This window comes from Mesorhizobium sp. B2-4-17 (assembly GCF_006441275.1).
Taxonomy (GTDB): Bacteria; Pseudomonadota; Alphaproteobacteria; order Rhizobiales; family Rhizobiaceae; genus Mesorhizobium.
In genome coordinates this window covers 109,732-130,896 of the sequence record NZ_VFUX01000008.1, presented here as the reverse complement: position 1 = coordinate 130,896, position 21,165 = coordinate 109,732, and the positions used below count along the sequence as shown (strand labels likewise).

Below are 21,165 nucleotides of genomic sequence, written 5' to 3'. Positions count from 1 at the left end.
AGAACGTTCCAATAAACTTGACCTGAACCGGAGGAGACATCTGAATGGCCAGCCGGGCCAAGGCGACGATCTTCGACATCGCCCGCGAGGCGGGCGTGTCCAAATCGACGGTGTCGCTCGTGCTCCAGGGCAGCGGGCTGATCCGGCCTGAGACCGCGGTCAAGGTTCGCAAGGCGATCGAGGATGTCGGCTATGTCTACAACCGAGGCGCCGCCAATCTGCGCAAGGCCCATTCCAATGTCATCGGCATGGTCATCAACGACCTCACCAATCCCTTCTTCGCCGAACTGGCGGTCGGCATGGAGCGCGTCTTCCAGTCGGCCGGCATCGTGCCCTTCATCGCCAACACCGCGGAGAATCCGGTGCGTCAGGAAGAGGTGCTCAAGTCGCTGATGGAACAAGGCGTCGCCGGCCTCATCGTGTCGCCGGCGCGCGGCACCACGCCGGGCGCGTTCCGGCGGCTGGAGACGGCGGGCGTGCCGATCGTCTTCGCCATGCGCCGCTTGCCAGAAAGCCGTATCCCGGTGATCGCTCCGGACAATCATCGCGGCGCCTACCTGGCCACGGCCCATCTTATCGGCAAGGGGCATCGCCGGCTGGTCTTCTTCGGCGGCTCGCCCGACCTGGTGGTCTACCATGAGCGCCTGGGCGGCTTTCGCGAGGCCTGCGAGACGCTTGGCATAGGCGCCCGTGATATCCTTGTCATCGAGGGCGAGACGAGCCGTCGTGGCGGTATTGCCTGCCTGGAGACTGCCCTTGCGATGGCTGAACCGCCGACCGCCGCACTCTGCTTCAATGATGCTGTCGCCTTTGGTGCCCTGCTGGCGCTGCGCAAGCGCGGCCTTGAACCCGGCGCGGATTTCGCCGTCGTCGGCTTCGACGACGTGGCCGAGGCAGAACATTATATGCCGGCGCTGACCAGCGTCGCGGTGGACTCAGCCGGTCTCGGCGAACGCGCCGCCCATGTCATGATCAAGATGATCCAGTCGCGCACCACCCGTGCGGAGGATCATATAGGCGCGGTCAATCTCGTGGTCAGGGAAAGCTGCGGCCCGGATCGTCGCACGCGAAACAGGCCGGCAGGGACAGGAGTGACCGTATGAGCGTCAAATGGGGACTGATCGGCGCCAGCACGATCGCCAGGCAATTCATGATCAATGCCATTCGCGCGCAAGCCGATGGCGAGATCGTCGCGGTGATGAGTTCCAACCCGGAACGCGCCACGTCCTATGCCGGGGAAAATGACATTCCAGCCGCCATGTCGAGCCTCGATGCCCTGCTCGGATCCGGCATCGACGCGGTCTATATCTCGACCACCAACGAACTGCATCTCGAGCAGGCCCTCGCCGCCATCCAGGCGGGAAAGCATGTGCTGTGCGAAAAGCCGCTGGCGCTGACCAGCGCCGACGCGCGCAACATGGTCGCCGCGGCCAAGGCAGCGGGTGTCGTGCTCGCCACCAACCATCATCTGCGCAACGCAGGGGCCCATCGCGCCATGCGTGAGGCGATCGCCGCCGGCCGCATCGGCAAGCCCATCGCCGCGCGGGTCTTCCATTCCGTCTATCTGCCGGAGACCCTGCAGGGCTGGCGCATCACCAAACCCGAGGCCGGCGGTGGGGTGGTGCTCGACATCACCGTGCATGATGCCGACACGCTGCGCTTCGTGCTTGGCGACGATCCGGCCGAGGTCTCGGCCTTCACCCAGTCGGCCGGCATGGCCGGCGGCGGATTGGAAGACGGCGCCATGTGCATCTGGCGCTTCAACTCAGGCCTTATCGCCCAGTCGCATGAAGGCTTCACCACCAGGTTCGCCGGCACCGGCTTTGAGGTACACGGCTCGCAAGGTTCGCTGATCGCCAGCAATGTGATGACCCAGAAGCCGGACGGCTCGGTGCTGCTGCGCACCGCCAAGGGGGAGGAGCAACTGAGCTTCGACCGCGAGGATCTCTACGTCAGGTCTGTGCGTCAATTCCATGCCGCGATCCGCGGCAAGGGCCAGCCTGCCGCCACCGGAGAGGACGGCGTCTGGTCGCTGGCATCAGCCGAGGCGGCACTTCAATCGGCCAGTTCCGGAAAGGCCGTCAAGATCGACCCCAAACTCGGGAGCATGAATTGAGCAAGGTCGTTTCAGCGGCGCAGGCAGCCAGCTTGATCAAGGACGGCATGGTCGTCTCCGTGTCCTCGTCGAGCGGTCTCGGCTGCCCGGACGCCGTGCTCGCCGCGATCGGTGAGCGCTTCGACGCCGAGGGTCATCCGAAGGAGATCACCACGCTGCATCCGATCGCCGCCGGCGACATGTATGGCATCAAGGGCATCGATCATCTGGCCAAGCCGGGCCTGTTGAAGCGCACACTGTGCGGCTCCTATCCGTCCGGCCCCTCCTCCGCCGAGCCGCCGCAGATCTGGAAGATGATCGGCGACAATTCGGTCGCCGCCTACAACGTGCCGTCCGGCATCCTGTTCGACATGCACCGCGAAGCCGCCGCCAAGCGGCCGGGCGTGCTGACTAAGGTTGGCCTCGACACCTTCGCCGACCCGCGACATCAGGGCTGCGCCATGAACGCGGCGGCAAACGAGCCGATTGTTTCGGTACAGCAGTTCGACGGCGAGGAATGGCTCTATTTCCGTTCGATCGTGCCCAACATTTCGATCATTCGCGCCACCACGGCGGACGAGCGCGGCAACCTCACCTACGAGCATGAGGGCGCCTATCTTGGCGGGCTCGAACAGGCGCTCGCCGCCCGCAACAATGGCGGCATCGTCATCGCGCAGGTCAAGCGCGTCGTCGAGAACGGCACGCTGAAGCCGCACGATGTGCGCGTGCCGGGCGTGCTGGTCGACCACATCGTCGTGGCGCCGGACCAGTTGCAGACCACGCTGACGCCTTACGATCCGGCGATCTCCGGCGAGATCTTCCGGCCGCTGTCGACCTTCCGCAATGCCGAGATGAACGTCCAGAAGGTGATCGCGCGCCGCGTCGCCATGGAGTTGCGCGACGGCATGGCCGTCAATATCGGCTTTGGCATCTCCGCCAACGTGCCGCGCATCCTTCTGGAAGAAGGCCAGCACGGCAAGGTCACCTGGGTGATCGAACAGGGCGCGGTCGGCGGCGTGCCGCTGCTCGATTTCAAGTTCGGCTGCGCCTCCAACGCCGAGGCGATCATGCCCTCGCCGCACCAGTTCATCTATTTCCAGGCCGGCGGTTTCGACGCCTCGCTGCTCTCCTTCCTGCAGATCGACCGCCACGGCTCGGTCAACGTATCGAAGCTGTCGGCGCGGCCGCATGTCACCGCCGGCGCCGGCGGTTTTGTCGACATCACGTCGCGGGCGAAGAAGATCGTCTTCTCCGGCTTCTTCAATGCCGGCGCCAAACTCTCATTGGCCGACGGCGGCATCCGCATCGACCAGGAGGGCAAGGTCAAGAAAATCGTCAGCGAGGTCGAGCATATCTCCTTCTCGGGCAAGCGGGCGGTCGCTCAAGGGCAGGACATCACCTATGTTACCGAGCGCTGCGTGATGAAGCTGACGCCCGACGGCTTGATGGTGACGGAACTGGCGCCGGGCATCGACCTCGAGCGCGACGTGCTGGCGCAGGCCGAGATTCCGCTCGGTGTCGCCAACGACCTCAAGGTGACGCCATCCGCGCTCTATCACGACCAGCCGATCGGCCTGTCGCTTAACGGCGGCGCCTCGCTCGGAGGCGCGCATGGCTGAACGCCTCGTCACCTTCGAGCCGGAAGGCGCCATCGGCATCGTCACCTTGCGCCGGCCTGAAAAATTCAACGCGCTTGATATTCCGATGCTGCGGGCGCTGGAAACCGCGCTTGATGAGGCGGAGATCGCCGAAGGCGTGCGCGTGGTGCTCATCCGCGGTGAAGGCAAGGGCTTTTGTGCCGGCGGCGATATCGAGGCTTGGGGTGCCATGAGCGCCGCCGATTTCCAGGTGCAATGGGTGCGCTATGGCCATCGTGTCTTCGACCGGCTGGCGCGGCTCAGGCAACCGACCATCGCCGTGCTGTCCGGCCACGCGCTGGGCGGCGGGCTGGAACTGGCCGTCGCTTGTGATTTTCGCGTCGCCGAGACGCATGTGAAACTGGGCTTCCCAGAAACCTCGATTGGCGTCGTGCCTGGCTGGTCCGGCACGCAACGCGCCGTGCGCCGCTTCGGCGCACAGACGGTGCGTCGCATGGCCCTTGGTGGCGAGATCGTCCTTGCGCCCGAAGCGCTCGCCCTTGGCGTCGTCGACAGGATGGTCGAAACCGGCAAGGCGCTCGCGGAGGCCAAGGCCTGGGCCGGAAAGATCGCCGAGCGCGGCCCCTTGGCGACGGAAGCGGCCAAGCTGATGATCGCGGTCGCCGAAGGCGAGGAAAGTGCTGCCGCCGTCGAAGCACTGGCCAGCGGCTTCATCGCGCTCACCCGCGACCTCAAGGCTGGTGTCGGTGCTTTCAAGACCAAGCAGAAGCCGGCATTTTCAAGATCATAGAGAAAAGTGAAGCTGATGAACGCCCCCCTCAACATCGCCATGCCCGCCGAGGCGTCCGCAGCGCCAAGAACCTATCGGCTGCTGATCGATGGCAAACATGTCGATGCCCGTGATGGCCGCATGCTGGAACGCAAGAGCCCTGGCCACGGCTTCACCGTCTCGCGCTATGCGCAAGCCGGCGCGGCCGAAGTGGAAGCAGCGATGCAGGCCGCGCACCAGGCGTTCGAGACCGGTCCCTGGCCGCGCATGAAGGCAGCCGAACGCGCCGCGATCCTGCTCAAGGCGGCAGACCTGATCGAGGCGCGGCTGGAAGACATCGCCCGGCTCGATGCCCTGGAATCCGGCAAGCCGGTCGCCCAGGCGCGCGGCGAGATCGGCGGCGCTGTCGACATCTGGCGTTATGCGGCCTCGCTTGCCCGCACGCTGCATGGCGAATCCTATGCCAATCTCGGCGACGCCATGCTGGGCGTTGTGGTGCGCGAACCGATCGGCGTCGTCTCGATCATCACCCCATGGAACTTCCCGTTCCTGATCGTCAGCCAGAAACTTCCTTTCGCGCTGGCCGCCGGTTGCACCGCCGTGGTCAAGCCGAGCGAAATGACATCGGCCTCCACCTTCGTCCTCGGTGACATCCTGATGGAGGCCGGCCTGCCCTCCGGCGTCGTCAACATCCTCGCCGGCCTCGGCGCCGATGTCGGCGCGCCGATGGTCAGCCACCCCCTGGTCGAAATGGTGTCGTTCACCGGCTCGACCCGCGTTGGCAAGATGACCATGGCTTCCGCCGCGCAATCGCTGAAGAAGGTCTCGATGGAACTCGGCGGCAAGAACGGCCAGATCGTCTTCCCCGACGCCGATCTCGAGGCCGCGGCTGACGCGGCGGTGTTCGGCGGCTTCTTCAATGCCGGCGAATGCTGCAATGCCGGCAGCCGACTGATCGTGCACGAGGCGATCGCCGATGATTTTCTCAGCGCCGTCAAGGCGCTCACCGCCAGGGTGACTGTCGGCGATCCGCTCGACGACAGCACCAAGGTCGGCGCGATGATCTCGTCCGACCATCTGGCCAAGGTTACGGATTACGTTACGGCAGCGGCAAGCGTGGGCAGCACTGTCTATAGCGGCGGCCAGCAACTGGCTTCGAATGCCGGTCAATATCTCGATCCCACCATCATCCGCGGCGTCACCGAGGACATGGCCATCGCACGCGAGGAAGTCTTCGGCCCCGTGCTCTCGGTGCTGACTTTTGAAACGATTGAAAAGGCGTTGCACATCGCCAACAACACGCCCTATGGTCTGTCGGCAGGCGTGTGGAGCGCCAACATCGACACATGCATGTCGGTGGCGCGTGGGGTGCGTTCGGGAACCGTTTGGGTGAACACATTCATGGAAGGTTATCCCGAGCTGCCTTTTGGAGGCTATAAACAGTCCGGCCTTGGACGCGAACTCGGCAAACGCGCCGTCGAGGACTATACCGAGGAAAAGACAATCCAGTTTCATCGCGGCCAGCGCACCGGATGGTGGGTCGGCTGAGTTTGGAAGAACCCGGCGGGTTTCCGTCGGTCCTATGACTGCAACAAGGGAGGAAGTACATGTTGCGCAAACTGCTTATCGGAACGGCTCTTGCGACGAGCTTTGCGTTTTCGGCGCATGCCGCGGACGTCAAGGAAGTGCAGATGCTGCATTGGTGGACGTCGGGCGGCGAAGCGGCTGCTCTGAACGTGCTCAAGCAGGACCTGGCCAAGGAAGGCTATGCCTGGAAGGACGTGCCGGTGGCCGGCGGCGGCGGCGACGCCGCAATGACCGCGCTGAAGGCGATGGTCGCGGCCGGCAATTACCCGACCGCTTCGCAGATGCTCGGCTACACCGTGCTCGACTATGCCGCAGCCGGCGTCATGGGCGACCTGACCGAGACGGCCAAGAAGGAAGGCTGGGACAAATCAGTTCCGGCGGCGCTGCAGAAATTCTCGGTCTATGAAGGCAAGTGGGTCGCGGCTCCGGTCAACGTCCACTCGGTCAACTGGCTGTGGATCAACAAGGCGGTGATGGACAAGATCGGCGGCACCGAGCCGAAGACCTTCGACGAATTCGTCGCGCTGCTCGATAAGGCCAAGGCTGCCGGTGTCATCCCGCTCGCGCTGGGCGGCCAGAACTGGCAGGAAGCAACCATGTTCGACTCGGTCGTGCTCTCGACCGGCGGACCTGACTTCTACAAGAAGGCCTTCAACGACCTCGACGACGCTTCGCTCAAGTCCGACACGATGAAGAAGTCGTTCGACAACCTCGCCAAACTGGTCACCTATGTCGACCCGAACTTCTCGGGCCGCGATTGGAACCTTGCCACCGCCATGGTCATCAAGGGCGATGCCCTTGTGCAGGTCATGGGTGACTGGGCCAAGGGTGAGTTCCACGCCGCCAAGAAGACCCCGGGCACCGACTTCCTGTGCTATCGCTTCCCGGGCACCGACGGCTCGGTGATCTACAACTCCGACATGTTCGGCATGTTCAATGTTCCGGAAGACCGCAAGGCCGCCCAGGTCGCATTGGCCACCGCCACCCTGTCGAAGAGCTTCCAGTCGGCCTTCAATGTGGTGAAGGGTTCGGTTCCCGCACGCACCGACGTGCCGGACACCGACTTCGACGCCTGCGGCAAGAAGGGCATCGCCGACCTGAAGAAGGCCAATGAAGGCGGCACGCTGTTCGGCTCGCTGGCCCAGGGCTATGGCGCGCCTCCAGCCGTCGCCAATGCCTACAAGGATGTGGTCTCGAAATTCGTCCACGGCCAGATCAAGACCTCGGACGAGGCCGTGACCGAGTTGGTCAAGGCGATCGACGACGCCAAGTAGGCGTTACGCGTCAAAACACCTTCCCCGCTTCGGCGGGGAAGGTTCCCGAACGCTGACGGGAGGAATCTCATGAGCACAGTTGCGACAAGCCAGATCAAGCTGACGCCGGAGCATGCCCGACCGCGTGCCTCAGTGCGCTCGCGCCTGCAGGATGCCTTGCCGAAGATCGTGCTGGCGCCGAGCTTCGCCATCACTGTCATCTTCGTCTACGGCTTCATCCTGTGGACGATCTATCTGTCCTTCACCAATTCCAAGACCTTCCCGTCCTACGCCATAACAGGGCCTCGCGCCTATCAGCGGCTGTGGGGCTGGACCTTCGACACCGACCCGCCATCAAGCTGGTACACCTCGATCACCAACATGGGCATATTCGGCTTTCTCTATATCCTGATCTGCCTGGCGCTCGGCCTGTTCCTGGCCATCCTGCTCGACCAGAAGATCCGTGGCGAAGGCGTGTTGCGCCCGATCTACCTGTATCCGATGGCGCTGTCCTTCATCGTCACCGGCGTCGCCTGGAAATGGTTCCTCGATCCGGGCCTCGGTCTTGAGCAGACCCTGCATCAATGGGGCTGGACGAGCTTCCATTTCGACTGGATCAAGAACAAGGATTTCGTCATCTACACCGTGGTCATCGCCGGCGTCTGGCAGGCGTCGGGCTTCATCATGGCCATGTTCCTGGCCGGCCTGCGCGGCATCGACGGCGAGATCATGAAGGCGGCGCAGATCGATGGCGCCACAACCTTCCAGCTCTACCGCCGCATCGTCATTCCGCTGCTGCGGCCGATCTTCCTGTCGGCGTTCATCGTGCTCGCCCACCTCGCCATCAAGTCCTACGATCTTGTCGTGGCGCTGACCAGCGGCGGCCCCGGCGGATCGGCGTGGCTGCCGTCCAACTTCATGTATGAGTACACCTTCAAGCGCAATGAGATGGCGGTCGGCTCGGCCAGTGCGGTGATCATGCTGATGACCATCGTCGCCATCATCGTGCCCTATCTCTATTCGGAACTCAGGGAGAAGTCGCGATGAGCACCGCGGCCACTCGCGTCCGCCTGCCGTCCAGCGGGGTTAATGTCAAGACCATCAACCGCGTCGTCATCTACGCGCTTTTGGCGCTGTTCGCGCTGTTCTACCTGATGCCGCTGTTCGTCATGCTGGTTACCTCGTTCAAGACCATGGACGAGATCCAGAACGGCAACATGCTTTCGCTGCCCAAGGCACCGACCTTCGATCCGTGGCTGAAGGCTTGGGGCGAGACCTGCGTCGGCCTCACCTGCGCCGGCATCAAAGGCTATTTCTGGAACTCCATCAAGATGGTGGTCCCTGCGGTCATCATTTCGACCTTGCTCGGCGCCTTGAATGGCTACGTGCTGACCAAATGGCGCTTCCGCGGCCACACGCTGGTGTTCGGGCTGATGCTGTTTGCCTGCTTCATCCCGTTCCAGTCGGTGCTGCTGCCGATGGCGACGATCCTCGGCAGCGTCGGCCGTTTCGGCGCGTCACTGCAGAACTCGGTCGGAACCAGCTTCGGCCTCGGCAATTCGACGGTCAACCTCGTCTTCGTCCACGTCGTCTACGGCATCGGCTTCACCACGCTGTTCTTCCGCAACTATTACGAGGCCTTCCCGACCGAACTGGTGAGAGCCGCCCAGGTCGACGGCGCCTCCTTCTTCCAGATCTTCCGGCGCATCATGCTGCCCAACTCGATGCCGATCTTCGTCGTCACCGTGATCTACCAGTTCACCAACATCTGGAACGACTTCCTGTTCGCTTCCGCCTATGCCGGCACGGGTGACTCCATGCCGATGACGGTGGCGCTCAACAATGTCGTCAACACCTCGACCGGCGTCGTCGAATACAACGTCAACATGGCGGCCGCGATGATCGCGGCCCTCCCCACCCTTCTCGTCTATGTGCTTGCCGGCCGCTATTTCGTGCGTGGCCTGATGGCGGGCGCGGTCAAAGGATAATCCAATGGCTTTTCTTGAAATTGATGGTCTGAGGAAGCGTTTCGGCCAGGTCGAGATCCTGAAAGGGATCAATCTGGAACTGGAAAAAGGCGGCTTCCTGGTGCTGGTCGGCCCGTCCGGCTGCGGCAAGTCCACGTTGCTCAACACCATTGCCGGACTGGAGACGATCACCTCGGGCGAGATCCGCGTCGACGGTCGGGCAATCAACGATCTGCATCCCTCCAAGCGCGATATCGCCATGGTATTCCAGAGCTATGCGTTGTATCCGAATATGACGGTGGCCGGGAACATCTCCTTCGGCATGGAAATGCGCGGCGTGCCGGCGGACGAACGCCAGAAGGCGATCGACAAGGTGGCCAAGGTGCTGCAGATCGGTCATCTCCTGAAGCGCAAGCCAAGCCAACTTTCGGGCGGCCAGCGCCAGCGCGTTGCCATGGGCCGGGCGCTGGTGCGCGACCCCAAACTGTTCCTGTTCGACGAGCCGCTGTCCAACCTCGACGCCAAGCTGCGCGTCGACATGCGCATCGAGATCAAGCGCCTTCACGCCACCACCGGCACCACCATCGTCTACGTCACCCATGACCAGATCGAGGCGATGACACTGGCGACCAAGATTGCCGTGATGCGCGACGGCGAGGTGCAGCAATTCGGCACGCCGGCCGAAATCTATAACAACCCCGCCAACGTCTTCGTCGCCGACTTCATGGGCTCGCCGGCGATGAACCTGATCCCGGCGACCATTGGCGACAATGGCAGCGGGCTGGCTGTCATGCTCGACCGCGAAGCGCGGCAGCCGATTGCTCTGCCGATGGCCAATGCGCCGGTCGGGCTGGCGGCCTTCAAGGGCAAGCCTGTCATCTTTGGTGTCCGCCCCGAGGCGCTCACCGATCCGGAAGGTGCCGAGCGCAACGCTTCACAGATTGCCACCGCCGATTGCCATATCGAGGTGGTGGAGCCGGCCGGCTCCGATACCTTCGCCGTCACCAACCTCGGCGGCAAGGGCGTCGTGGCGCGGCTGCGGGCCGACGCCAACATCCAGCCGGGCACCAGCACGCCGCTCGCCTTCAACCTTACCAAGGCAGTGTTCTTCGATCCGGCGACCGAGAACCGCATCCGCTGACACCATGACAAATCCGGACATCGTCATCATCGGCTCCGGCATCGGCGGCGCCACGATCGCCTCCGGCCTGGCCGGCAGCGGCGCCTCGATCCTGATTCTGGAGCGCGGCGAGCCGCTGCCGGCAACGCCGCATGCACGCGACACGCGCGCCATCTTCCTCGACGGCCATTACCGGCCAAAGGAGATGTGGCGCGAGGCCGGCGGCGCCGCTTTCAACCCCGGCAACTACTACTATGTCGGCGGCAATTCGAAATTCTTCGGCGCGGTGCTGATCCGCTACCGCAAGGAAGACTTTTCCGCCATGGAGCACTTCGGCGGCGTCTCGCCGGCATGGCCGTTCTCCTATGACGAATTCGAGCCCTGGTATTCCAAGGCCGAGCAGCTGTTTCGCGTGCGCGGCACGCTCGGCGAGGACCCGACCGAACCCTTCCACTCGATCCCCTATGCCTTCAGGCCGGTGCCCGACGAGGCGCCGATCGCGCGCGCCCGCGCCGAACTCAAGAGCCTCGGCCTGCACCCGGCGTCGCTGCCGCTCGGCGTCGATATCGAGACATGGCTGAAGGAGGGCAGGACCGGCTGGGACGCTTTCCCGAACACCGGCCAGGGCAAGATGGACGCCCAGACGGCACCACTGGCGGCCGCACTCGAGGACAGCAACATTCGGCTTGAGACCGGTGCCTACGTCGAATATCTCGAAACAGCCCCTGACGGCAAAACCATATCGGCCGTTCACTACCAGCAGAATGGCGAGGCAAGGAAGGTCACGCCGAAGCTGGTCATCCTCTCCGCCGGCGCGGTCAACTCCGCGGTCATCCTGCTGCGCTCACCCTCGCCCAATAACGGCAAAGGGAGCGGGAAGGGCCTCGCCAACAGTTCGGACCAGGTCGGCCGCAATTTCATGAACCACAATTCCAGCGCCATGCTGGCGATCGACCCGCGCCGCCGCAACGATGCCGTCTACCAGAAGACGTTGATGCTCAACGACTACTACCTGTCCGACGGCAAGGGCGGCAAACCGCTCGGCAATGTGCAACTGCTCGGCAAGATCGACGGCAACATGCTGAGAGCCAATGTCAAGCTCGCGCCGAAATTTGCGCTCGATTTCATGGCCGGCCACGCCGTCGACTGGTACCTGATATGCGAGGACCTGCCCGATCCCGAAAGCCGCATCACGGTCGACGGCAAGGATATCGTCATGCAGTGGCGGCGTTCCAACATGCAGTCTCTCGACGGCCTGACCAAAGTGATGCGCGAAAACTTCCGCGCCTGCGGTTATCCGATCGTGCTGTCGCGCCCCTTCGACAAGCGCACCCCCTCGCATCAGTGCGGCACGGTGAAGATGGGTGACAACCCGGCGACCTCGCCGCTCGATCCGTTCTGCCGGTCGTTCGACCATCGCAACCTGTTCGTCGTCGATGGCAGTTTCTTGCCGAACTCGGCGGCGGTGAACCCGGCGCTGTCGATCGCGGCGCAGGCGCTGCGGGTGGCGGAGCATATTCGCACGAGCGAGCAATGACAGGTTTGCGCCGCCCTCATCCGCCTGCCGGCACCTTCTCCCCGTGAGGAACGGGGAGAAGGGACTTGGCCGCAACCCCGGCGCTCTTTCTGCAGCGATTGCCATTGGCGAAAGCGGCGGCGACGGCCTCCTTCTCCCCGTGTCTATACGGGGAGGTGAGGAGTGGTCCGCGCAGCGGACGAAAAAGCCAATTGCTTGGCTTTTCGAAAGACGAACGTCCGGCAGGGCGATGAGGGGCGGCACCAACCTTCTTGGGATAAGGCTCACATGACCCGCCCGGCCGCCATAGTCACCGGCGGTGCGCGTGGCATTGGCCTCGCGTGCGCCGAGGCGCTTGCGGACGCAGGCTTCGACATTCTCGTTGCGGACCTGGCCGACAGCCCGGCTGACGGACTTTCGGAAAATATCACCGCACGCGGGGCGAAATTCGCCTATGTCAACTGTGACATAGCCAACCTTTCCGCCCATACGGCGTTGGTCAATGCCGCAATGCGCGCCTTCGGCCGCATCGATTGCCTGGTCAACAATGCCGGCATCGGTGCCGTCGTGCGCGGCGATCTTCTCGAGCTGAAGCCGGAGAATTTCGACCGCGCACTGGGCATCAATCTGCGCGGCACCGTGTTCCTGAGCCAGGCCGTGGCCAAGGCGATGCTGGCCACACCGGGCGACCTCCCAAAATCGATCACCACCATCACCTCGGTCAGCGCCGACATGGCCTCGCCGGAGCGCGCCGACTACTGCATCTCGAAGGCCGGCCTTTCCATGTGGGTGAAAAACCTGGCGCTCAGGCTTGCCCCGGAAAATATCGGCGTGTTCGAGGTCCGGCCGGGCATCATCCGCACCGATATGACGGCAGGCGTGACCGCCAAATACGACGCCTTGATCGACGGCGGGCTGGTGCCGTCAAGGCGTTGGGGCGAGGCCTCCGACATCGGCGCCGTGGTGGCGACGTTAGCCGCCGGCAAGCTCGGCTTTTCGACCGGCTCGATCATCAATGTCGACGGCGCGCTCTCCGTTCCGCGGCTGTAAGTGGATAGTGTCATGACCGACTACATCATCGTGGGCGCCGGCCCGGCCGGCTGCGTTCTGGCCAACCGGTTGAGCGAGGATCCCTCCAATTCGGTGCTGCTGCTCGAGGCCGGCGGCAAGGACTGGCATCCCTATATCCATATGCCGGCTGGCTTTGCCAAGATGACCAAGGGCATCGCCTCCTGGGGCTGGTCGACCGTGCCGCAGAGGCACATGAACGACCGTGTGTTCTGGTACACGCAGGCCAAGGTGGTCGGCGGCGGCTCCTCCATCAATGCCCAGATCTACACGCGCGGCAACGCCCGCGACTACGACGCCTGGGAGAAGGAAGAAGGCCTTGCCGGCTGGGCCTATCGAGACGTGCTGCCCTATTTCAAGCGCGCCGAGAACAACCAGCGCTACGCCAACGATTTCCACGGCGACCAAGGCCCGCTCGGCGTGTCGAACCCGATTTCGCCGCTGCCGATCTGCGAGGCCTATTTCCGCGCCGGCCAGCAGATGGGCATTCCCTTCAACCCGGACTTCAACGGCGCTGCCCAAGAAGGCGTCGGTTACTACCAGCTGACCCAGAAGGACGCCCGGCGCTCCTCGGCCTCCGTCGCCTATCTCAAGCCAATCCGCAACCGCAAGAATCTGACCGTAAAGACCGATGTGCTCGTCACCCGCATCGTCGTCGAGAAACATCGCGCCGTCGGCGTCGAGATCGTCGACAGACCGGGTGGCCAGAAGACAATCCTGCGCGCCGACCGCGAGGTCATCGTCTCGTCCGGCGCCATCGGCTCGCCAAAGCTCCTGATGCAATCCGGCATCGGACCGGCCGACCACCTCAAATCGGTCGGCGTCACGCCGGTGCATGACCTGCCCGGCGTCGGCTCCAACATGCAGGACCATCTCGACCTGTTCGTCATCGCCGAATGCACCGGCGACCACACCTACGACAACTACGCCAAGCTGCACCGCACGGCATGGGCCGGCCTTCAATATCTGCTCTTGAAAAAGGGGCCGGTGGCCTCAAGCCTGTTCGAGACCGGCGGCTTCTGGTACGCCGACCCGACCGCCGCCTCGCCCGACATCCAGTTCCATCTGGGCTTGGGATCCGGCATCGAGGCCGGCGTCGAAAAACTGAATAACCCCGGCGTCACCTTGAACTCGGCCTTCCTGCGGCCGCGCTCGCGCGGCACTGTGCGGCTGAAGAGCGGCGACCCGGCCGACCATCCGCTGATCGACCCGAACTACTGGTCCGATCCCTACGACCGCGCCATGTCGCTCAAGGGGCTGCGGCTGGCGCGCGAGATCATGCGGCAGAAGGCCCTTGCCCCTTACGTGCTGCGCGAAGTGCTGCCCGGTCCGTCGCTCGCCAGCGATGACGAGCTGATCGACTATGCCTGCCGCAGCTCCAAGACCGACCATCACCCGGTCGGCACCTGCCGCATGGGCCATGACGAGATGGCCGTGGTGACGCCGGACCTGCGTCTGCGCGGCATCGAAGGCCTGCGTGTCTGCGACGCTTCGGTGATGCCGCGTGTGCCCTCCTCCAACACCAATGCGCCGACCATCATGGTCGGCGAAAAGGGCGCCGATCTGGTCCTTGGCCGCGAGCCGCTGCCGCCGGCCGTGTTTTCCGGCAATCGCGCCGCATAGCGGCTCAGAAGGGGGCTGTCCGATGATCAGGCACTGTGTCTTCGCCAGGTTTCGCGACGATGTCCCCGACGGCGAACGCAAGGCAATCCATGCCGGCTTGGAGGCGCTGCGGCAGGTGATCGACGGCATGGACACGGTGCACTTCAGCGCCAATGTCAGCCCGGAGCCTTTCGCGCGCGGCTTCACCCATGGCTTCACCATCGATTTCCGAGATGCCGCCGCGCGTGACGCCTATCTGGTGCATGAAGCGCATCAGCGCGCCGGCGCCCGGCTGGTGGCTGCCCTTGAGGGCAGCACCGACGGATTGATGGTCTTCGACCTCGATCTTACGAAAAAGTGACCGCCGGCTCTTCGAAAGCCGGCCGATCGCTGTTCTCTTTTTCTTACTAGGCGACATATCGTTCCTTTGGGGGAACCAAAGGAGGACGCCTTGAATCTCAATGCCGAGCAGAAGAAAACCGTCCTGGCTTCATTCCTGGGCTGGACGTTGGATGCTTTTGATTTCTTCCTTTTGACATTCCTGCTCACCGATATTGCAAGTGAATTCCACACAGACGTCCCGGCGGTCTCAAAGGCACTGTTCCTGACTTTAGCGACGCGCTTCATCGGCGCGTTCTTCTTCGGCATGCTCGCCGACAAATACGGGCGCAAGCCCATCCTCATGCTCAACATCGTCAGCTACTCGGTGATCGGCGCGCTGGCCGCCTTCTCGCCCAATCTCGGCATCTTCCTGGCCCTGCGCGCTCTGTTCGGCATCGCCATGGGCGGCGAATGGGGGCTCGGCAGTTCGCTTGCCATGGAGTCCATCCCACCCAGCGCGCGCGGCATGGTCTCGGGCATCCTGCAATGCGGCTATCCGGCAGGCTACCTTCTGGCGGCGGTAGTCTATGGCCTGCTCTATCAGCAGACGATCGGTGGCTACACGATCGGCTGGCGTGCCATGTTCCTGCTCTCCTTTGCCCCGGCGCTGATTGTCCTGTTCATCCGCTCGCATGTGCCGGAATCGCCGGCCTTCGTCGAGGCGCAGAAGACCGTAAGGCCCGGCATGCTGGAAACGCTGCAGAAGCATTGGGGCGTCGCGCTCTATGCCGTCGTGCTGATGATGTTCTTCAACTTCTTCAGCCATGGCACACAGGATCTCTACCCGACCTTTCTGAAGAAGCAGCATGGCTTCGATCCGCACACGGTGAGCTGGATCACCATCGTCGCCAATATCGGCGCCATCGTTGGCGGCCTGGCTTTTGGCGCGCTGTCCGAGAGGATCGGCCGCGTCAACGCCATCACCCTGGCCTGCCTGATCGCCCTGCCGGCGATTCCACTATGGGCCTATAGCTCCACGCCGTTCATGCTCGCCATGGGCGCCTTCGTCATGCAGATCGCAGTCCAGGGCGCCTGGGGCGTCATCCCGGTGCACCTCAATGAACTTTCGCCGGGCGCCGTACGCGCCACCTTGCCCGGCTTCATCTATCAGGCCGGCAATCTCGCGGCGTCCTATGGCGGTCCGTATCAGGCGGGAATCGCGGAGGCACCGGGGAGCAGCTATGGCTACGCGCTGGCGCTTTTTGCCGGCGTGGTCGCCGTCTGCATCATCGTCGTCATCCGCTTCAGTCCGGAACGGCGCGGCCAGGTGATGACCGTGCTAGGTTGAGTGAGGCTTAACCCAGCCGGAGTGCGATGACCCCGGCAACAATGCTGAGCGCGGCCGCCCCGCGCCAGCCCGTCATCTTCTCGCCGAGCGCGTAGACCGAGATCAGCATGGCGAACAGGATCGAGGTCTCGCGCAGCGACGCGACCGAGGCGATCGGCGCCTTGGTCATGGCCCACATCACGATCCAGTAGGCCACACCGCTGAGCACGCCGGTGAACAGCCCGGTCTTCCAGTCGCGCGCCAGAACGGGAAGCGCCTTGGGCCCGCGGAAGACGAGGCACAGCACCAGGGCTCCCAGCGCATCGCAGATGAACAGCCAGGCGGCGTAGCTTTGCGCGGTTGCCGCCAGCCGTGCGCCGCTGCCGTCGGACAGCGTGTAGCTGGCGATGAACAGCGAAGTGCCGAATGCAAAACCGACCGCGCGCAGGTTGAGCTTTTCCAGATGCGCGCCGCCGCGAAACGACATCACAAGCGTACCGGCCGACAAGAGCAGGATGCCGACAATGGCGAGCGGTGCCGGCACTTCGGCAACGACGAACATGCCGCCGATCGCGGCCAGCAAAGGTGCCGTGCCGCGCGCCAGCGGGTAGGTCTGGGCGAAATCGCCGGCCTGGTAGGCGCCGATCAGGAAGGTGCGGTAGCCCATGTGGAAGATCACCGACGCGATGATGTAGGGCCAGACGTCCGCCTTTGGCACCTCGACGAAGGGCAACACCACGAGCGCGGCCGCACCCATGCCGAGCGTCATCAGCGTGATCGACAGAAAGCGATCGAGATGGACCTTGACCAGCGCATTCCAGATGGCGTGCATGGCAGCCGCGGCAAGCACCGCGAAGAAGACGAAAAACGTCATTTCAGGCTTGTCGACCTCCCAAGCCAAGCGGCGTTTCGAGATCGATGTCGACGCGGACGGGGAAATGATCGGATGCCACCTCGCCTATATCGGATTCGACCGAACGCACCCGCTCGGCGAACATGCCGCCGATGAAACAATGGTCGAGCCGGCGCTTTGCCAGCCTGCCGTCGATGATCTTCTCATGCGTGTGGAAATCAGCCGCCGCTTCGATCGCCACGGCGGCGGCATCGACGAAACCATCGAGATAGGCGGCACCCCGATGGTAGGGCGTGCTGCCGACGATGCGGCGATATTCGGCGCTGCCCGGCTCCATGTTGAAATCGCCCATCCAGATCGCCGCCGGCGGATTTTCCGGCTCGGCTTCGCCGCTGGTCCAGTTGCGCGAAGGCTCGTCATCGACGCCGCTCCACGGCCCGCCGTCGGTGGGCGCCCGGCGATGTTCGGCGAGCAGGTGGTCGATCTGCTCCAGCCGTTCTTCAGCCGCGATGTGCGCGAGATGCAACGACAGCACGCGCACCGGGCCGGCCGGCGTACGGATCATGCATTCCAGCGCGGCATTGCGGGTGTTGAGCGGCCGCAGCGTGCGGCGCATCGGCAGCGCATGCAGCCGCGACCACACGATCGGCAGCTTCGACAGCACCATGGTGCCGAACTGCCGCCGCCGGTTGACCAGGCGCCCGTCGCGCCGCTCGCTGGCATCCATGTCGAAGGCCGGCCCGTAGACCCAGTAATAGTCTGGCAGCAGGCGTGAAAGCAGTTCCGGCTGGTCGTCGAAATTGCTGCGTTGCCAGTGCCGCTCCACCTCCTGCAGGGCAATGATGTCGGCGCCGTCGACGATGCGTGCCGCGCGCGAAAGATCGTAGCGCTCGTCGCTGCCGAATCCGTACTGGATGTTGTAGCTGACCAGTTTCATTGCTTATCCGGCTTAATTTCCATCGTGGCAGTAGCGGTTCGGCGGATTGGTTGCAATGTGCAGGAGAATGGGATGCGGCTTGTGCCAGAAGCCTCCCCGCCCGTTGTGCGATCATGCACCGATTCCGGACCGTTCCGATATCCTCCACACGCCGGAAACGGCGTGTGACACCTCTGGCGATGAACCGTCCTAATCCGTCGTCAACGGCTGGAAACGGCCAGCCGGAGACGCCGCCAGTTCCGACCAGTCGATCTCTTCTTCCAGGCGATGATAGGCTTCGTCGCCGATCGTGCCGTTGCTGCGCAATTCCTCCAGCGTGTCGCGTTGGCGGTCGATGGCGTAGAGGCGCAGCCGGTCGTATTCGGTTGCCGCCTGTGCGTCATCAGGGTTTTGCGCGATCACGCGTTGGGCCTCATACTGCTCGCGCACCACGGCCGCCGCGACCGATGTCTTGCGGCTCAACACATCTAGCGCGGCCTGCATGACGGCGACGCGAGCCTGGGCCACTTCGCGGTCTATCGTCGTGTCCCGTTCGAAGTCGAGTATACGCAGCAGCGGCTTCAGGCTCATCCCTTGCAATACCAGCGTGCCCAGGACCACCGCGAAGGCGGCAAGCACGATCGGATCGCGACCGGGAAAGCCGGCCGGCAGCGCAATGGCCACCACCAGCGTCACCAGCCCCCGCATGCCGCACCAACCGACGAGCACGGAGCCGCGAAACGTCGGCGCATCGCTCCTCCGCTCTTCGCCGCCGAAGCGGGCAAACCATCGGATGATCGCAACGTAACTCGCCACCCAGAAAAGGCGTGCCACGATGACAACGGCCAGCACCGTCGCTGCAAAGAGAAAAGCTTCGCCTTGCCCATCGCCGGAGAGACGGCCGACGATCGATCGTGCCTGCAGGCCCATCAGCACGAAAGCCAGCACGTTGAGCACGAACACCGCCGACTCCCAGACCGAATACGTGCTGACGCGGCGTCTCGCCGACATATGGCGCGGCGCCCTGCGCGCGATGGTGATGGCGTAGACGACAATGGTGATGATGGCGGACAGCCCGAGCCTGTCCGCCAGGATCCACACCCCGAACGTCCCGGCGAACTGCACCACGGTGCTGCTTGCCGCATCCTCGATCCGGGACAGCGTCAACAGCGAGAAGCGGCCAAGCAGATAACCCGCCACGAGGCTGCCGATGGTCGACAGCAGGATCGTTGGAACGGCGTTGCTCAGCGTGATCGAGCCGAGCGCCGCCGAAACCGCCAGCCGGTAGATCAGCAGCGCGGTGGCGTCGTTGAGCAGGCTCTCGCCCTGGAGAATGGCGGTGATGCGGTGCGGCACCTTGAATTGTCCGAGAACCGCGCTTGCCGCCACCGCATCCGGCGGAGCAACGATGGCGCCGAGCGCGATCGCCGCCGCGATCGGCAGACCGGCCATCTTCCAGCCGACGAAGGCGACGACGGCGGTGGTGAAGACGACAGCGCCGAGCGCCAGCATCACCAACGACAGCCTGTAGCGCTTCAGGTCGCGCAGCGAGGTGTCATAGGCGGAATCCAGAAGCACCGGCGCGATGAACAGCGCAAGCGCCAGTTCCGGATCGATTTCGATGGTCGGTGTGCCAGGCACGAAGGCAATAGCAACCCCAGCTAGGGCCAGCAGGGACGGATAGGGGATCTCCAGCCGTCGCGACAGCGCCGTCAATGCAACGGCCGTCAAAAGCAGGACTAGCGTCAGTTCGAAAAGAGCCATGGGCTGTTACATCCGTGGGATTGCTGGCGCAGATATGCATGCAGCATGCGGTGGATTGGCCATCAAACTCAAGCCCTCCAGCAATGCGCCTGAAATCGCCGCGGATGGAGCCTTGCCCGCTGTCCAGGAGATTATCCCAGCCGGTTCATCGCATCGGCTTGACGCCGCTTGCCGGATGCCGCTTGCCGACGCCTGAGAGGGGCGGGAATAATGAATGCGTCCAACCATGTGTTGGCATCGTTGCCGCCGTAATCCCGGCTGGATTGAACAGCATCGCAAATCCGACGACGCTGCCGCCGAAATCTGGGGCTAACCCCGTTCGCTTAGGCTCATACCATCGAGCTAATGCAACACCAGCATATCGCCCGACGAGAACGAAATCTCAGCCTTCTCGCCAACGGCGGGCGGCGGCGTCGCCGAGTTGTTGAACGTGTCGAGCGACACCGTGTTGCCGCCGATACCGACGCGGACCCGGATTACCGAACCGAGGAAATGCACTTCGGAAATCTCGCCGGACAGGCTGGAATCGCGGCCGGGCTGACGGCCGAGCGAAATTGCCTCTGGCCGCAGCGCCAGCGCCAGCGTATCGCCGGACTTCGAGCCGTTGAGCTTGCCCTTCAACTCGACTTCCTGCGTGTTGACCTGCACCTTGCCTGACGCTGCATCGGTAACCTTGCCCTCGAGAACGTTGAGCGTGCCGACGAAGTTGGCGACGAACTTGGTCGCCGGCCGGTTGTAGATCTCGAACGGCGTGGCAACCTGCTCGGCCTTGCCGCCATACATGACCGCGATGCGGTCGGAGATCGACAGCGCTTCTTCCTGGTCGTGCGTGACGAAAATGGTGGTGATGCCGAGCTTCTTCTGGATCGAGCGGATTTCCTCGCGCAGCGAAACGCGCACCTTGGCGTCCAGCGCCGACAGCGGTTCGTCGAGCAGCAGCAGCTTCGGCTTCGGCGCGATCGCACGCGCCAGCGCGATACGCTGCTGCTGGCCGCCCGAGAGCTGGTAGGGATAACGGTCGGCCATCTGCGGCAGCTTGATCATGTCGAGCATCTCGGCCACGCGCTTGTCGGCGTCGGCCTTGGGCATGCCGGCAACCTTCAGGCCGAAAGCGATGTTCTGCGCCACGGTGAGGTTCGGGAACAGCGCGTAGGCCTGGAACACCATGCCGACATTGCGCTGGTTGGGCTTCAGCCGGGTGATGTCCTTGCCGGCGACGACGATCTTACCGGCCGACGGCTCCTCGAAGCCGGCAACCATGCGCAGCACCGTGGTCTTGCCACAACCGGACGGTCCGAGGAACGAGACGAACTCGCCCGGCTCGACGTCGAGGCTGAAATCCTGGACCACGGTGTTGGTACCGTAGGACTTTCGCACATGCTGGATGGACAGGAATGGCTCGGCCATGG

The 21,165-nt window shown here is 63.8% G+C and carries 18 protein-coding genes; 14 read left to right on the top strand and 4 right to left on the bottom strand.

The window, feature by feature from the left end; translation table 11 throughout:
- The first annotated feature begins 44 nt into the window (after positions 1-44).
- From FJ548_RS08770 to FJ548_RS08705, 14 genes are all read left to right on the top strand, one after another.
- Positions 45-1,103, top strand: coding sequence for a LacI family DNA-binding transcriptional regulator (locus FJ548_RS08770; protein ID WP_140766524.1), 1,059 nt, complete (start codon positions 45-47; stop codon positions 1,101-1,103).
- Complete coding sequence (locus FJ548_RS08765; protein ID WP_140690492.1) at positions 1,100-2,116, top strand: Gfo/Idh/MocA family oxidoreductase; 1,017 nt, start codon at positions 1,100-1,102, stop codon at positions 2,114-2,116. The genes FJ548_RS08770 and FJ548_RS08765 overlap by 4 nt, the downstream gene beginning before the upstream one ends.
- Positions 2,113-3,714, top strand: a complete 1,602-nt coding sequence (locus tag FJ548_RS08760) for an acyl CoA:acetate/3-ketoacid CoA transferase (RefSeq protein ID WP_140690495.1) — start codon at positions 2,113-2,115, stop codon at positions 3,712-3,714. Before FJ548_RS08765 ends, FJ548_RS08760 begins: the two co-directional genes overlap by 4 nt.
- A complete protein-coding gene (locus FJ548_RS08755) occupies positions 3,707-4,483 on the top strand; it encodes an enoyl-CoA hydratase/isomerase family protein (protein ID WP_140690498.1) in 777 nt (258 codons plus the stop codon). Before FJ548_RS08760 ends, FJ548_RS08755 begins: the two co-directional genes overlap by 8 nt.
- Before the next feature lie 15 nt (positions 4,484-4,498).
- Positions 4,499-6,010, top strand: a complete 1,512-nt coding sequence (locus tag FJ548_RS08750; protein ID WP_140690501.1) for an aldehyde dehydrogenase family protein — start codon at positions 4,499-4,501, stop codon at positions 6,008-6,010.
- Between the two features lie 59 nt (positions 6,011-6,069).
- Positions 6,070-7,323: an ABC transporter substrate-binding protein gene (locus tag FJ548_RS08745; RefSeq protein ID WP_140690504.1), complete on the top strand. Its 1,254-nt coding sequence runs from the start codon at positions 6,070-6,072 to the stop codon at positions 7,321-7,323.
- Between the two features lie 69 nt (positions 7,324-7,392).
- Positions 7,393-8,349 carry a sugar ABC transporter permease gene (locus tag FJ548_RS08740; protein ID WP_140609710.1) on the top strand — a complete coding sequence of 319 codons (957 nt, stop codon included), beginning with the start codon at positions 7,393-7,395 and terminating at the stop codon, positions 8,347-8,349.
- Positions 8,346-9,290: a carbohydrate ABC transporter permease gene (locus tag FJ548_RS08735; RefSeq protein WP_140690506.1), complete on the top strand. Its 945-nt coding sequence runs from the start codon at positions 8,346-8,348 to the stop codon at positions 9,288-9,290. The genes FJ548_RS08740 and FJ548_RS08735 overlap by 4 nt, the downstream gene beginning before the upstream one ends.
- A gap of 4 nt (positions 9,291-9,294) precedes the next feature.
- Complete coding sequence (locus FJ548_RS08730; RefSeq protein WP_140609706.1) at positions 9,295-10,410, top strand: ABC transporter ATP-binding protein; 1,116 nt, start codon at positions 9,295-9,297, stop codon at positions 10,408-10,410.
- Positions 10,411-10,414: 4 nt separating this feature from the next.
- Positions 10,415-11,926: a GMC family oxidoreductase gene (locus FJ548_RS08725; RefSeq protein WP_140777663.1), complete on the top strand. Its 1,512-nt coding sequence runs from the start codon at positions 10,415-10,417 to the stop codon at positions 11,924-11,926.
- Between the two features lie 267 nt (positions 11,927-12,193).
- Positions 12,194-12,955 (top strand): 3-ketoacyl-ACP reductase, encoded by a 762-nt coding sequence (locus tag FJ548_RS08720; protein ID WP_140690512.1) that lies wholly within the window; start codon positions 12,194-12,196, stop codon positions 12,953-12,955.
- A gap of 12 nt (positions 12,956-12,967) precedes the next feature.
- Positions 12,968-14,596: a choline dehydrogenase gene (locus tag FJ548_RS08715; RefSeq protein WP_140777662.1), complete on the top strand. Its 1,629-nt coding sequence runs from the start codon at positions 12,968-12,970 to the stop codon at positions 14,594-14,596.
- A gap of 22 nt (positions 14,597-14,618) precedes the next feature.
- Positions 14,619-14,936: a Dabb family protein gene (locus tag FJ548_RS08710; protein ID WP_140777661.1), complete on the top strand. Its 318-nt coding sequence runs from the start codon at positions 14,619-14,621 to the stop codon at positions 14,934-14,936.
- Between the two features lie 90 nt (positions 14,937-15,026).
- Positions 15,027-16,244 carry an MFS transporter gene (locus FJ548_RS08705; protein ID WP_181165584.1) on the top strand — a complete coding sequence of 406 codons (1,218 nt, stop codon included), beginning with the start codon at positions 15,027-15,029 and terminating at the stop codon, positions 16,242-16,244.
- 7 nt (positions 16,245-16,251) lie between these two features.
- Here FJ548_RS08705 and FJ548_RS08700 read toward each other — a convergent pair whose 3' ends face one another.
- From FJ548_RS08700 to FJ548_RS08685, 4 genes are all read right to left on the bottom strand, one after another.
- Positions 16,252-17,097 (bottom strand): EamA family transporter, encoded by an 846-nt coding sequence (locus tag FJ548_RS08700; RefSeq protein ID WP_140609695.1) that lies wholly within the window; start codon positions 17,095-17,097, stop codon positions 16,252-16,254.
- Position 17,098: 1 nt separating this feature from the next.
- Positions 17,099-18,013 carry an endonuclease/exonuclease/phosphatase family protein gene (locus tag FJ548_RS08695; RefSeq protein ID WP_140766514.1) on the bottom strand — a complete coding sequence of 305 codons (915 nt, stop codon included), beginning with the start codon at positions 18,011-18,013 and terminating at the stop codon, positions 17,099-17,101.
- Between the two features lie 189 nt (positions 18,014-18,202).
- On the bottom strand, positions 18,203-19,756 hold the full coding sequence (locus tag FJ548_RS08690; RefSeq protein ID WP_140609691.1) for a sodium:proton antiporter: 1,554 nt from the start codon (positions 19,754-19,756) through the stop codon (positions 18,203-18,205).
- A gap of 342 nt (positions 19,757-20,098) precedes the next feature.
- A complete protein-coding gene (locus tag FJ548_RS08685; protein ID WP_140766513.1) occupies positions 20,099-21,163 on the bottom strand; it encodes an ABC transporter ATP-binding protein in 1,065 nt (354 codons plus the stop codon).
- Between the last annotated feature and the right edge of the window lie 2 nt (positions 21,164-21,165).

Coding starts and splice junctions, on each gene's coding strand:
- FJ548_RS08770 (WP_140766524.1), top strand. CDS start 45: ATGGCCAGCCGGGCCAAGGCGACGATCTTCGACATCGCCCGCGAGGCG.
- FJ548_RS08765 (WP_140690492.1), top strand. CDS start 1,100: ATGAGCGTCAAATGGGGACTGATCGGCGCCAGCACGATCGCCAGGCAA.
- FJ548_RS08755 (WP_140690498.1), top strand. CDS start 3,707: ATGGCTGAACGCCTCGTCACCTTCGAGCCGGAAGGCGCCATCGGCATC.
- FJ548_RS08750 (WP_140690501.1), top strand. CDS start 4,499: ATGAACGCCCCCCTCAACATCGCCATGCCCGCCGAGGCGTCCGCAGCG.
- FJ548_RS08745 (WP_140690504.1), top strand. CDS start 6,070: ATGTTGCGCAAACTGCTTATCGGAACGGCTCTTGCGACGAGCTTTGCG.
- FJ548_RS08740 (WP_140609710.1), top strand. CDS start 7,393: ATGAGCACAGTTGCGACAAGCCAGATCAAGCTGACGCCGGAGCATGCC.
- FJ548_RS08735 (WP_140690506.1), top strand. CDS start 8,346: ATGAGCACCGCGGCCACTCGCGTCCGCCTGCCGTCCAGCGGGGTTAAT.
- FJ548_RS08730 (WP_140609706.1), top strand. CDS start 9,295: ATGGCTTTTCTTGAAATTGATGGTCTGAGGAAGCGTTTCGGCCAGGTC.
- FJ548_RS08725 (WP_140777663.1), top strand. CDS start 10,415: ATGACAAATCCGGACATCGTCATCATCGGCTCCGGCATCGGCGGCGCC.
- FJ548_RS08720 (WP_140690512.1), top strand. CDS start 12,194: ATGACCCGCCCGGCCGCCATAGTCACCGGCGGTGCGCGTGGCATTGGC.
- FJ548_RS08715 (WP_140777662.1), top strand. CDS start 12,968: ATGACCGACTACATCATCGTGGGCGCCGGCCCGGCCGGCTGCGTTCTG.
- FJ548_RS08710 (WP_140777661.1), top strand. CDS start 14,619: ATGATCAGGCACTGTGTCTTCGCCAGGTTTCGCGACGATGTCCCCGAC.
- FJ548_RS08700 (WP_140609695.1), bottom strand. CDS start 17,097: ATGACGTTTTTCGTCTTCTTCGCGGTGCTTGCCGCGGCTGCCATGCAC.
- FJ548_RS08695 (WP_140766514.1), bottom strand. CDS start 18,013: ATGAAACTGGTCAGCTACAACATCCAGTACGGATTCGGCAGCGACGAG.
- FJ548_RS08690 (WP_140609691.1), bottom strand. CDS start 19,756: ATGGCTCTTTTCGAACTGACGCTAGTCCTGCTTTTGACGGCCGTTGCA.
- FJ548_RS08685 (WP_140766513.1), bottom strand. CDS start 21,163: ATGGCCGAGCCATTCCTGTCCATCCAGCATGTGCGAAAGTCCTACGGT.